This window comes from Scytonema hankhaensis NUACC26, from assembly GCF_045865695.1.
GTDB lineage: Bacteria > Cyanobacteriota > Cyanobacteriia > Cyanobacteriales > Nostocaceae > Scytonema.
On the sequence record NZ_BAACAP010000226.1, the window covers coordinates 23,364 to 36,688 of the forward strand.

General features: G+C 41.6%; 10 protein-coding genes. 6 read left to right on the forward strand and 4 right to left on the reverse strand.

The genetic code is table 11. The features are described from left to right. Positions 1-88: 88 nt before the first annotated feature. Together ACKTT2_RS32865 and ACKTT2_RS32870 are read left to right on the forward strand one after the other, a co-directional pair. Positions 89-2,266 carry an ATP-binding protein gene (locus tag ACKTT2_RS32865; RefSeq protein WP_407894673.1) on the forward strand — a complete coding sequence of 726 codons (2,178 nt, stop codon included), beginning with the start codon at positions 89-91 and terminating at the stop codon, positions 2,264-2,266. Next, positions 2,259-4,583: a hybrid sensor histidine kinase/response regulator gene (locus ACKTT2_RS32870; RefSeq protein WP_407894675.1), complete on the forward strand. Its 2,325-nt coding sequence runs from the start codon at positions 2,259-2,261 to the stop codon at positions 4,581-4,583. The genes ACKTT2_RS32865 and ACKTT2_RS32870 overlap by 8 nt, the downstream gene beginning before the upstream one ends. Positions 4,584-4,857: 274 nt before the next feature. Here the strand turns inward: ACKTT2_RS32870 and ACKTT2_RS32875 are convergent, their stop codons facing one another. The 3 genes from ACKTT2_RS32875 to cysS all read right to left on the reverse strand — a co-directional run bounded on the left by ACKTT2_RS32875 (position 4,858) and on the right by cysS (position 9,403). Further along, complete coding sequence (locus ACKTT2_RS32875) at positions 4,858-6,204, reverse strand: TldD/PmbA family protein (RefSeq protein WP_407894801.1); 1,347 nt, start codon at positions 6,202-6,204, stop codon at positions 4,858-4,860. Positions 6,205-6,275: 71 nt separating this feature from the next. Then, positions 6,276-7,718 (reverse strand): TldD/PmbA family protein, encoded by a 1,443-nt coding sequence (locus ACKTT2_RS32880; RefSeq protein WP_407894677.1) that lies wholly within the window; start codon positions 7,716-7,718, stop codon positions 6,276-6,278. A 173-nt stretch (positions 7,719-7,891) separates the two neighbouring features. After that, positions 7,892-9,403: a cysteine--tRNA ligase gene (gene cysS / locus ACKTT2_RS32885; protein ID WP_407894680.1), complete on the reverse strand. Its 1,512-nt coding sequence runs from the start codon at positions 9,401-9,403 to the stop codon at positions 7,892-7,894. A 127-nt stretch (positions 9,404-9,530) separates the two neighbouring features. Between cysS and ACKTT2_RS32890 the strand changes: the two genes are divergently transcribed. Further along, the gene (locus ACKTT2_RS32890; RefSeq protein WP_407894682.1) at positions 9,531-10,679 is read left to right on the forward strand and encodes a CobW family GTP-binding protein; all 1,149 of its coding nucleotides are present in this window, start codon (positions 9,531-9,533) and stop codon (positions 10,677-10,679) included. A 96-nt stretch (positions 10,680-10,775) separates the two neighbouring features. On the opposite strand, the gene ACKTT2_RS32895 is transcribed toward ACKTT2_RS32890, so the two are convergent. Next, a complete protein-coding gene (locus tag ACKTT2_RS32895) occupies positions 10,776-11,558 on the reverse strand; it encodes an Rpn family recombination-promoting nuclease/putative transposase (RefSeq protein ID WP_407894684.1) in 783 nt (260 codons plus the stop codon). Positions 11,559-11,655: 97 nt separating this feature from the next. Here ACKTT2_RS32895 and dtd point away from each other — a divergent pair, with 97 nt between their 5' ends. From dtd to ACKTT2_RS32910, 3 genes are all read left to right on the forward strand, one after another. Then, a complete protein-coding gene (gene dtd / locus ACKTT2_RS32900; RefSeq protein ID WP_407894686.1) occupies positions 11,656-12,117 on the forward strand; it encodes a D-aminoacyl-tRNA deacylase in 462 nt (153 codons plus the stop codon). An 89-nt stretch (positions 12,118-12,206) separates the two neighbouring features. Further along, positions 12,207-12,542, forward strand: coding sequence for a photosystem II reaction center protein Psb28 (gene psb28, locus ACKTT2_RS32905; RefSeq protein ID WP_407894688.1), 336 nt, complete (start codon positions 12,207-12,209; stop codon positions 12,540-12,542). A 107-nt stretch (positions 12,543-12,649) separates the two neighbouring features. Further along, positions 12,650-13,156 carry a MogA/MoaB family molybdenum cofactor biosynthesis protein gene (locus ACKTT2_RS32910; RefSeq protein WP_407894690.1) on the forward strand — a complete coding sequence of 169 codons (507 nt, stop codon included), beginning with the start codon at positions 12,650-12,652 and terminating at the stop codon, positions 13,154-13,156. The last annotated feature ends 169 nt before the right edge of the window (positions 13,157-13,325 follow it).

Genomic DNA, 13,325 nt, shown 5'->3' on the forward strand with positions numbered 1-13,325 from the left:
AATATAGATAATTAGATTTCTTGGAAGTGCCTAACAACTAACCCCTAACAACTAACAACCAACAACTAACAACCAACAAGATTTAAAAGTGAGCATAACACTCCTAACTTTAGAAATTCATTTTGAACAAGACATTGTTATGACTCGTCAACGGACGCGACAACTAGCACAAATGCTAGGATTCGAGTCTCAAGATCAAACCCGCCTTGCCACAGCTGTTTCAGAAGTTGCTCGCAATGTCTTTCAATATAATAAAGTTGGGAAAGTCGAATTTCGAGTAGAAGGGACTTCTACTCAAATATTTCAGATTTGTATTCGTGACACTAATCCTACCATCCCAAATACAGAAACAATTTTAGACGGACAATATAAATCAGATCTTGATACAAGTTCGGGGATATTAGGCGCAAAAAGATTAATGGAGCAGTTTCAAATTGAATCAATTCCAGGTCAAGGTACGAATATCCTCATAGGAAAACCCTTGCCAAAACGCTCTTCAATACTAACAAAGCGGGACTTAGCAGAAATTGCCGACAAATTAATATTGCATTCTCCGCAAAATCCCTATGAAGAAATACAGCAACAAAACCAAGAACTACTTCGTACTTTAGAGGCATTACGCAAGCGTGAAGAAGAGTTAACTCAGCTCAACCAAGAACTAGAAGACACCAATCGCGGCGTTGTTGCTCTCTACGCTGAATTAGACGAGAAAGCGACTTCTTTAAAGCGAGCTAATGAACTGAAAACTCGCTTTCTCTCAAACATGAGTCATGAGTTTCGTACACCCCTCAATTCAATTATTTCTCTATCTAGATTGCTATTAGAGCGGACTGACGGGGAATTAACACTCGATCAAGAAAAGCAAGTCACTTTCATCCGCAAAAATGCCGAACAACTTTCTGAGTTAGTCAATGATTTATTAGACTTGGCAAAAGTTGAAGCAGGAAAAGTTGTTGTACATCCGACTCAATTTGAAGTCAGCGATTTATTTGCAACATTGAGAGGTATGTTGCGTCCTCTACTGATTCATAATTCTTCTATTTCTCTGACTTTTCAAGAAACCAAAAATTTCCCACCACTTTATACAGATGAAGCTAAAGTTGCCCAAATTTTAAGAAATTTTATTTCCAATGCTCTAAAGTATACCGAGCGCGGAGAAATAAAGGTTGAAGCTGCAATAGCAGATAACGCAATTTCCTTTTCTGTTACTGATACAGGTATTGGCATTGCACCAGAGGATAAGGAGCGGATTTTTGAAGAATTTGTTCAAATTGAGTCTTCTCTACAAAAACGGGTAAAAGGGACGGGTTTGGGTTTACCTCTTTCTCGCAAATTGGCTGAATTGTTGGGAGGAAGTGTTTGGGTTACGAGTCAGTTGGGAATTGGTTCGAAATTCTATACATCTATCCCCATCCGCTATCCCGGTGCTTTGGAAGAACAATTTTTTTCTTTACCTATTAACTTGCAAAAAGACCCTACTCGTGCTGCCGTACTAGCAGTTGAAGACGATCCTCAGACCATTTTCACCTATGAAAAGTATTTTGAGGATTCAATTTATCAACTTGTTACAGTTCAAACACTTTCACAAGCACAACAGGTATTGCAAGCGTTTAATCCAATCGTTATTATGCTAGACATTTTGCTGAAAGAGCAAAATACGTGGGCTTTTTTGACTGAATTAAAGGAAAACCAAAGGACACAAAATATTCCCATTGTTGTCGTCAGTGTAGTTAATAATGAAGCTAAAGCAAAAGCTCTAGGTGCTAATGCATTTTTTATTAAGCCTGTAGATAGATTGTTACTGCTCAATCAAATTAATATGCTTGTCAAGCAGGGCAAGCCGCAAAAGCTCCTGCTCATTGATGATGACCCCGCTTTTCGATATGTGCTAAAGCAAGTTTTAAGTGATTGTACGAGCCAAGAGACCCTAGCTTTACAAATTACTGAAGCCAATGATGGAAGCGAGGGGATTCGTTTGGCCCGAGTAGAAAGTCCCGATTGTATTATTATGGATATTTCTATACCAGTTGTGAATGGATTTGAAGTTTTATCTTTGCTGAAAAGCAATGTAGCAACTCAAGATATACAAGTAATTATTTATACATTAGATTTTCTAGACGAGGAAGATAGAAAAAACCTAGCTCAAAGCACTATTGCGATTCTTTCAAAAGAGGCAACATTTACAGAAGTGGAAATCCATTGCCTAAAGGAAACATTGGTGAAAGCTGGGCTTGCTCTTATGAATGTAGGGGAACGATATGTCTGAGCCGTCAGTCACTATCTTGCACATAGACGATAATGAATCCACCCGCTATGTTATTGGGCGAATGCTACGAACTGCGGGTTTTAAAGTTGTGGAAGCAGTGACTGGTGAAGCAGGGCTAGAATTGGTAGCTTCACAACCACCAGATCTCATTATATTGGATGTACAGTTACCCGATATAAGTGGATTTGAGGTTTGTCAGCGAATTAAATCTAACTCAAAAACGGCTTCTATTCCCGTGCTTCATTTATCTGCCAGTTTTGTTGAAAGCCGGGATAAGACACAGGGGCTAGATAGTGGTGCCGATGGCTACTTAGTGCAGCCAGTCGAACCAATGGAGTTAATTGCAACAATCAAATCTTTGCTCCGTATTCGACGGGCTGAAGAATCTGCTTTGTCTTTGGCAAAGGAGTGGCAAACCACCTTCAATTCTATCAGTGATGGTATTGGTCTGTTGGACGAGGAAGGTAGGTTTTTGCGCTGTAACAGTGCAATGGTATCGCTGTTAGAAAAACCATTGCCAGAAATTATTGGTAACTTGCATCAAGAAGTGACGCAAACGCTACTGAGTTCTACTGAGGCAACACCCTTTAGAAAAACTAGGGAAAATCGCCGTCGCGAGAACGTAGAAGTCAAATCTACTGGGAAGTGGTTTTCTGTTACCGCAGATCCTGTATTTAATGAAGGTGGCTCCTTCACTGGTGCTGTATATATTATCACTGACATTACAAGTAGAAAACAGGTAGAAGCAGCATTGCAGGTAAGTGAAGAGCGTTTCCGTTTGTTGTTGGAGAATGTGAAGGACTACGCAATTTTCTTCCTTGATAACCAAGGTATTATTACTAGTTGGAGTGCAGGAGCAGAAAGAATTTTGGGCTATCAGGAAGCAGAGATTCTGGGGCAACCTGGTTCCCGTATTTTCATACCCGAAGACTTGGAAAAAGGTGAGGACAAGAAAGAATTTAGCAAGGCACTGGCAGAAGGTCGGGCTGAGAATGAACGCTGGCATATCCGTAAAGACAACTCCCGCTTCTGGGGAAGTGGCATTGTCACCCCTTTACGAAATGAGACGGGTCAGCTACGAGGCTTCTGTAAAATTATGCGCGATTTTACCGCTCGCAAGCAAGCTGAAGATGAACGCAACCAACTGCTTGCTCGCGAACAGGAAACACGCACCACAGCTGAGGCGGCAAACCGTCTTAAGGATGAGTTTTTAACAACACTTTCTCACGAACTGCGATCGCCCTTAAATTCCATGCTTGGTTGGATTCGGTTACTTAATACCCGGAAGTTTGATGAAGTGACGACAGCACGAGCAATGGAGACGATTGAGCGCAATGCTAAGGCACAAGTACAGTTGGTTGAGGATTTGCTAGATGTCTCTCGCATTATTCGAGGTAAGCTTCAACTAAATCTCATACCTCTTCAACTCGTTCCTGTCATAGAAGCAGCAATAGAAACAGTTCGTCCGGTAGCTGAGGTCAAGCAAATTCAAATCGAAACTGTGTTTGACTCTCAAGTTGGTTTAGTTGCAGGAGATCGAGACCGATTGCAGCAAGTGGTTTGGAATTTATTGTCAAATGCTATTAAATTTACACTCCAAGGTGGATATATAGTAGTACGCCTAGAAAGAGTAGATTCTTACGTAGAACTTACTGTAACAGATACAGGTCAAGGCATTAGCCCAGAGTTTGTTCCTTATGTTTTCGATCGCTTTCGGCAAGCAGATAGTTCCACAACAAGAAGATACTCTGGGTTGGGACTAGGTTTAGCCATTGTGCGTCAATTAGTAGAACTACACGGTGGAACGGTTGATGCTTTTAGCGAAGGTTTGGAGAAAGGAGCGACCTTTAAAGTGAAATTACCGCTTGTTCCAGACAGCATTGGAGTTTCTGCTGTAGAGAACGAGGAAGAAAATGTTGGACTTTTACCCATGCTTCAAGGAGTACGCGCCCTAATTGTCGATGATGAAACGGATTCACGCGAGTTTCTCGTTGCAGCTTTAGAAGCGTTTGGGGTGCAAACCATCGCCGTAGCTTCAGCAGGTGAAGCTTTGAAAGCATTATTAGAGTTGAAACCAGACGTGCTAATTAGCGATATTGGAATGCCGCTTGAGGATGGATATAGCTTGATTGGTAAGGTACGACAACTCACAGCAGAACAGGGAGGACAAATTCCCGCAATTGCCCTGACAGCTTATGCAAGAGATGAAGATAGGGTACAAGCAGTATCAGCAGGTTTTCAGATACACCTTTCCAAACCAGTTGAGCCAGATGAACTGGCAATGGCAGTGGCAAATTTGCTCTTAGAGGATGTTTGAAAAGTCATAATTGATGTATCAAATATTTTTTACCCCACCCTAGCCCTCCGTTTGGAAAGGGGAGGGAACCGGAAATAGCCCTCGCTTTGGAAAGGGGAGGGAACCGGAAATAGCCCTCGCTTTGGAAAGGGGAGGGAACCGGAAATTCAATTTCCCCCCTTTATAAGGGGGGATTAAGGGGGGTAATGCGATTAAAATCACAACTAACCACTTTTCAAACAACCTCTTACAGTGACCAATGACAAATGACCAATGACAAATGACACATGACCAGTTACAAAGTATAGGTAAAATCCTCGACCAACATACCGGGAACCATGTTACCTCCTAGTTGGCGAGCTTCGTAAGTACCTACTTCAGCAATAAACTCTTGAAAATTAGTCATATCTATAAGATTGTCTCCCCAAAAGCGGTAGAGACTGTCATCAAATCTCAAATTTTCAATGGGTGCAACAATTTCGCCATTTTCTACCCAAAAACAAGCATATCTAGTCATTCCCGTGATTCTTCCTGTAGGGCGATCGCTCCAATTTAAGTAATGTAAATTCGAGACATATAACCCTGTGTGCAAACTAGGAATAATCTCTTCAAATTTTAAATTTCCTGGAGTAACTTCTGGTGCTCGTAAAGCTTCATAAGTATTAGCACCATTGCCAACTTTTCCGTACTCTTTAGCAGTACGAGAATTGACCAAAGTATTAACCAAAATTCCTTTTTCAATAATCTGTACTTCGAGGGCTGACATTTCCCCCCATTCATTGAAACGCGGTACTAAACCTCTTTGAAAATTTTCTTTTAAATGAAATGCAGGAGATAACTGCTTCTCTTTACGCCAAAGAAAAGCTAAAGCACTACCTCCCTGTTGTAAATCCGCTTCGCTCACACCTCCCCAAGAGAGCATATGTAATAGATCGGAAACAGCAGCTGGTGCAAAATATGTTTTATATCGTCCTCTGGGTAATTCTTTCACCGGACGAGAAAGTAATTCTAACTGTGTTTTTGCATCGCTAATTTTTGCACTGTAAGCTTCTGGATTCCAATCACTACCAGCAAAAGTTCCTTTAACAGCTTGTCCAGTACTCGTGAATATAGAATAGTCTAATGTGAAAGTATCAGTACTGAACCAGTGTTTTTGACCATTGGAATCGGCATAAGCTCTAACGATCGCTCCCCCAGCATATATCCCAGCAAAATCAAATTCTGCGACTGGTTCTAGTACTGTTGGTACGACTAATTCATCAGCTAATAAATTCCCAACATGAACCTCTCGACTAGTATTAGTACCTGATGGTAATACTAAATAGGGGTCTAGGGGTAATTGGGGAAGTTCTTCGCGTAATTCCCGCAAAGCTGTGTATGCCACTTGCCAATCGACTTCCCAACTCCCTGTGAAGGGAAACTGACGAAAACTACTGCGCCCATCTTGCATCAAAGTTAGTTCTATCCAACCATCAGTAACACAACCTGTTTGTCGCACTTTGGCATGATTAAAACGTGTAAACTGACTGCTTTCGCTATTAAGTTTTATCGTAAATTGTTCGCTTTCTGCCTTTTTTACAAGGAGAGTGTCTAGCAATTGGTTAAAGCTAACTTCTAAAGCAGATAATTTTTCGTGTTTCATGAATTGGGGATTGGTCACTGGTCACTGGTCACTGGTCACTGGTCACTGGTCACTGGTTATTTCTCACTGGCTTAAGAGCCTCCACCAAAAACTTCAACGTTGGCAAATACGCAAATGGGCGATCCATGACCAACCCAAATAGCTTGGTTTGGTTCTCCTTTACCACAAAAAGGAGTACCGTACATCTGCCAAGTGGAGTAGTTACCTATTTTAACCAAACTTTGCCAAAATTCTGGAGTTGTGGCTCGGTAATTTGGATTGCGAAGTGTTTTTGTGAGTTTGCCGTTTTCAATCAACTTTGCGTACTCGCAACCAAATTGAAATTTATATCGGCGATCGTCTATAGACCAAGAGCGATTTGATTCCATGTAAACACCGTGTTCTACTTCGGCGATCGTGTCCTCAAAAGAAACTTCCCCTGGTTCAAGATTTAGATTTGCCATGCGATCGATTGCCGGTCGATTCCAAGAACAAGCACGCGCACAGGCTACTCCGGGTACTTCTGCTCTTGCTTGGCTTTCTAAACTGCCTAAACCTCGAAGAAGAATGCCTTCTTTAATTAAGTACTCCCGTGTTGCTACAGCACCTGTATCATCAAATCCGTAGCTAGCAAATTCATTTGGTACGGTGGGGTCAAAGGTGATATTCATTAAGGGAGAGCCGTACACCAAATTACCGAAATCTTTCTTGTTAATAAAACTACCTCCAGCGTAGTTCCGTTCATCTCCCAAAATTCGGTCAATTTCTAAGGGATGTCCGACGCTTTCATGAATTTGTAGCATCATTTGATCTGGAGCTAACACCAGATTTGTACGTGTTGTCGGACATTCTTCTGCTGTGAGAAGTTCTACTGCTTGTTCGCCAATCTGTTGGACTTGATACCACAATTGGGCTTCTTTAAAATGTTCTAGTCCACCTTGGTAGCAGTTCGCTTGCCAACCATTTTGAGAACGTTGCTGAACGATCGCTCCATCTTGAGCGGTTACTCCGTAATGAGTACTAAAAAACATGAATTTTTGATATACCTCGGAGCCATTGCTACTGACAAACCAAGTTTCTTTTTCACTTGTTGAAGCAATAGCGGTGGTTTGGACTATGCGATCGCAAACCTTTAATGTTTGGCAGATACGGATGAGTAAATCGTTGATTTCGCCTGCACTTAGAGCATCAAGAGGCTTCAGAAATGGCGAAATGTATTGACCTACAACTTTAGGACGCTCTTTGGCTGCATCAAATGGATATACCCACCATTCGCTAGCTGCAAGCGCTTGATGGTATGCTTTCTCAGCAGCAGCTTGTAGATCGGTTACTTGTAGGGAATTAATTGCTGCATAGCCGATACAACCATTGACCATCACCTCCAGCATCGACCCTTTAGTGAATGATTTACCGTTACTTTGAGGTATACCATCACGGACATGACGGCTATAAGTTGTATCTTTTACAACTCTAATTCCTAACCAATCAGCAGGAATATCTATTTGAGCAATAGCTTTTTTTAATTCTGAGAGCATAACTTAGTACTAGGGATTAGGGATTATGGATTGGGGATTAGGGATTGAGATTACTCATACCAAACCTCATCCAATTATCTATAGTCTTCGTTTTTAAAACTTGTATCAGAAAAAAGATGAATGATGAAGTATTAATTTTCTATCCTTCATAATTCATCATTCATCATTCATAATTAATTGCGATGCCATCGAGTTCCATCTCGACTGTCAATAAGGGTAATACCTTGTGCTTGTAGTTCATCACGAATGCGGTCGCTTTCCGCAAAATTTTTCGCTTTGCGTGCTTCTTGTCTCTTCTGAATCAACTTCTCAATTTTTGCATCATTCAAACGATCGTTGTCAGAAGTTTCTTCCTCTAGCTCCGCCTCAAAACCTAAAACTTCCGCCAATGTTACAAGAGTTTGCCAGATGCTGAGTAATTCATCTGATGTTTTTTCCGTTTTTCCTTCATGAGTTAGAATGTTTCCTTCTCTCTGTAGTTCTTTGGCTAATTCAAAAAGAACTGGTAATCCTCCGGAAAAATTAAAGTCATCATCGATCGCTTCTTGGAATCTGTGGATATAGGGATTGGCGATTGGTGATTGGCGATTAGGTACTGAGTTTTTCCCAGTCCCCAGTTCCCAGTCCCCATTGCCCCTTATCCCCAGAGGGGGCCCCGAGTTCCCCAGTCTTCTACCATACTTATGACCAAAAAGCAAACCATCTTTGAGAGTTTCGTAACCCTTTGTTGCAGAAGCGATCGCTTCATCCGTAAAATCAATTGGTTTACGGTAGTGGGCTTGTAGAACAAACAACCGAACCGCCATTGGGTGGACTCCTTTATCTAGCAAATCCCGAATTGTGATAAAGTTCCCCAAGGATTTGGACATTTTTTCACCATCCACCTTTACCATGCCGTTGTGTAACCAGTATTTCGCTAGCGGTTTTTCTGTCACAGCTTCTGACTGAGCAATTTCATTTTCATGATGCGGGAAAATGAGATCGGCACCACCCGTGTGGATGTCAATGGTATCGCCCAAGCGATCGCGCACCATAGCCGAACATTCAATATGCCAGCCCGGACGACCTTTACCCCAAGGTGAATCCCAAGCTGGTTCGCCTTGTTTTGCTGCTTTCCATAAGGCAAAGTCCAACGGGTCTTTCTTCTTCTGATACTCTGGATCTTCCAGATTCACCCGTTCGCTAGCTCCCGGTTGCATATCTTCCAACTTGCGACCGGAGAGTTTCCCATACCCAGAAAACTGACGGACTGGGTAGTAAACATCACCATCAGAAGGGTAAGCATAACCCTTATTTTCCAACTCGTGAATCAGTCGCTGAATGCCATTCATCGTGTGAGTTGCACGGGGATATTCATCAGCATCCTTAATGCCGAGACGCCTCATATCCTCAAAATATGCTTCAATAAACCGTTCCGCAACAGCTTCCATGGATGAATGTTCTTGTCGCGCTCGATTCAAAATTTTGTCATCAATATCTGTAAAATTTTGTACATAGCGGACATTGTAACCAAGGAATTGCAGGTAACGACGCACTACATCCCAGACAATACAAGCTCTGGCATGACCCAAGTGGCAGTAGTCGTACACCGTCACACCACAGTAATACATCTTAACTTTTCCAGCTTCTACTGTTTCAAACGGTTCTTGACGACGGGTGAGGGTATTGTAAACAGATAGGGTCATATCCAACTTAGAGAAATACGTAATAATGGGAGTAGGCAACACCGGATGAATACCAGCATCCCTATGCTAGTCTCTTCCTAAGATTTTGCGCTACAATTAGCTATTTTGACTTCTTGAAAGCAGCGCCATGCAAGCAGTTACTTCCGAGTCACAATCAATAGATGCACCCAAACAAGGGTTACCAGTCACAATCATTACTGGATTCCTTGGTAGTGGTAAGACAACTCTACTCAATCATATCTTGAGTAATCAGCAAGGATTAAAAACCGCAGTACTAGTTAATGAGTTTGGCGAAATTGGCATCGATAACGAGTTAATTATCTCCACTGATGATAATAACAACATGGTGGAGTTAAGCAATGGTTGTATCTGCTGCACTATTAATAACGATCTCGTAGATGCCGTTTACAAAGTTTTAGAACGGCAAGACAAGATAGATTATTTGGTGGTAGAAACAACAGGGCTTGCCGATCCTCTACCAGTCGCTCTCACATTTCTTGGCACTGACTTACGCGACCTAACCCGTCTTGATTCAATTGTCACGGTTGTAGACGCGGCAAATTATAGCTTAGATTTATTTAACTCTCAAGCTGCTTACAGTCAAATTGCCTATGGTGACGTTATTCTCATCAATAAGACAGATTTAGTGTCTGAAGAAGAAGTAAAAGCACTAGAGGCAAAAATTAACCAAGTTAAAGAAGGTGCAAGAATTCTTTACACTAAGCAAGCGCAAGTTCCGCTTCCCTTAATTCTGAGTATTGGTCTGTTTGAAACAGATAAATATTTTAATGAAGCGAAACAACATAGTCACGACCATCACGACCATGACCATCATGACCATGACCACCACCACCATACTCATGACCACGAACACGATCGCTCAGAATGTTCCGAATGCGGTCACGACCACGACCACGACCACGACCATCACCACCATCATTCCCACCATTTAGAAAATGATGGTTTTACCTCCATATCATTCCAAAGCGATAAACCTTTTTCAATTAGGAAATTCCAATATTTCCTGGATAACCAGCTTCCCACAAACGTTTTCCGCGCAAAAGGGATTATGTGGTTTGATGAAAGCCCCAAACGTCACATTTTCCACTTGTGTGGCAAACGCTTCACTTTAGATGATGATGAGTGGACTAAGCGGGAGAAGAAAAACCAGTTGGTGTTAATTGGTCAAAATCTCGACCGCGAGGCTTTGCTAAAACAGTTGGAAAATTGTTTGTGTTTACCTTCTACCTCTCGTGGTAAGGGTTTTGGAGCATAGCTCGGCAAGTCAATAGTTAGAAGTGAGGCGTGGAGAATAAAAATTTTTAATCTTCACTTCCCACTTCTAGCAGTAATTGTGTTAGTTCTCAGATTCTCAAGGTTCCAATTGTTCTACTTGTTCTACTGATAACCCAGTTATTCTTGCGACGACTTCAATTGACAATCCCTCTCTTAACATATTGAGAGCCATTAATTGAATTCCCTCTTGAAGACCTTCAGCACGACCTTCGGTGCGACCTTCGGTACGACCTTCGGCTTGAATTGATTGATAAACGACTGATTCTTTCATTAAATCCCTCCGCAGTAATTGCTGAATCACCTTTTCTTCTAATACTAACCCAGCTAAAATTGCCGTTGAAGCAGTTACATTGTTCTGTGTTTGTAAGTCTCCTATATTATCTATCTCCATGGCAACTTGCCTTTTGGTTTCAACGCGATCTTCACTCTGACAGAGGACTGCAAATGGTAACAACCCAGGGGATTGCAAAAATGCGCTTGAGGGTTGCTCCCAAAGACGAATTACCTGAAAGCGATGAAAAGTTTCCTCAAGTGTAAATGTTGTTTGATACACCCGTCTTGAATTAGTTCTTTTTAAGTAAATCACTACTTGTTTCATCCGCTTTTTTGGAAAGCGGCGGTAACCTCGCAGTCGGTAATCAGCCATCCGGAATGGAACTCTCAGTTTTGGTCGAGTTTGAAATTCCAGATGCAGAATAAATTCCTTGGATTGCAGTAGTATCAGAGCGTCAGCACGAATTGGTTCAAGAGACAAATCTTGTGGACTTAATTCCGTAAGAGCGATTGGTTCTCCCAATAACCAAGTCGCAAAGTCAGTCGAAAAGCTCTCAACGAGAAACTTGCAAATATTGTCAAACATTATGGGATTGTACCAGTAAAAAGGATAATTTTTTACTTTTATCCATCTAACTTGTCTTGTTATACCCTTACTTTTAATTCCTTCATCAGAGTTATTTATGCGCGTTATTATTCAGCGAGTCAAATCTTCTCAAGTTACCGTTAATGGTGAAATAATTGGCAAAATTGGGCGTGGACTGAACTTACTTGTAGGGATTGCTGATACTGACACCGATCGCGAACTTGATTGGATGGTGCGAAAGTGTTTGGAATTGCGGTTGTTTCCTAATGAGGGCGAAGTTGGAGAGCGGTGGCAAAAATCAGTGCAAGAGATTAATGGCGAGTTATTGGTGGTCAGTCAGTTTACGCTTTATGGAGATTGTCGCAAAGGTCGTCGCCCTTCCTTTGACCGTTCAGCTGCTCCTCAAATTGCAGAAGAGTTATATAACCGTTTTATAGCTAAGTTACGCTTAAGCGGGCTGCGGGTAGAAACAGGTAAATTCGGAGCCATGATGCAAGTTTCAATTGAAAACGATGGTCCCGTCACTCTATTACTAGAACAAGAAGCTCTTTCAAGCTAGACGCCCAATGCCCCATTTTCTCGCTAGTAAAGTGCTAAATGATGAGAAAATATTAAACTAACCATAACAAAACTTTAAATTGACTCATCATGGCTCAAATCCAGTTTTCTCGAGGAATTATCGAAGATGTCATTCCAGAAATACGGTTGACACGATCGCGCACTGGAGGTAGTGGGACTGCAACATTTGTTTTCACAAATCCCAAAGCATTAGAAAGTGGCAACACTGAAGAAATCACTGGTATGTACCTCATTGACGAAGAGGGAGAACTTGTGACTCGTGAAGTCAAAGGGACATTTGTCAACGGTAAACCAGAGGCATTAGAAGCAGTGTATCTGATGAAATCTCCAGAACAATGGGATCGCTTTATGCGGTTTATGGAGCGATATGCTAAAGAGCACGGTCTGGAATTTAGTCAATCATAAAGGGATAGTGGTTAGTAGTTAGTGGTTGGTAGTTAGTAGTTAGTAGCTAATAACCACTATCAACTATCAACTATCAACTATCAACTAACCACTAACAAAATTTATTTATGACTCACCTTCCGCATCCAGATACCTCAAACATGAGAGTTGCTTGTGCAGTGATTACCGCGAGCGATACCCGTACCCCAGAAACAGATAAGAGCGGTCAACTCATTCAAGAATTACTTCGCAATGCCAACCACACTATAGAAGCTTATACGATTGTCAAAGATGAACCAGAACAAATTCAAGAGCAAATAAAATTGTTGGGTCAGTCCCATAATTTAGATGTTCTCCTGATTAATGGTGGTACGGGTATCGCACCAAGAGACACTACATATGATGCTATTGAAAAGCTGCTGGAAAAAACTTTGCCCGGATTTGGAGAAATATTCCGCTTTTTAAGTTATCAAGAAATTGGTTCGCGTGCGATCGCATCTCGCGCTGTTGCGGGTACATACCAACAAAAACTGATTTTCTCTTTGCCCGGTTCCACTAATGCTGTGAGATTAGCTATGGAGAAGCTAATCTTACCAGAACTTGTGCATTTGGTAAAGTTAATTACCGAGCGTTAGTCATTTAGGGACTTCCAAATAAAAAAATAACCAACTTTCTCTTGTGGTACGGGCTTCTAGCCCGTACCATAAGATGGATAATTTATTTCTTGGACATCCCTTATAAAGTGAATTTTTAATTGCCAAATGTATTGAACGAAGGTTTCGTTCTTCTCAATGTTGGGTTTCG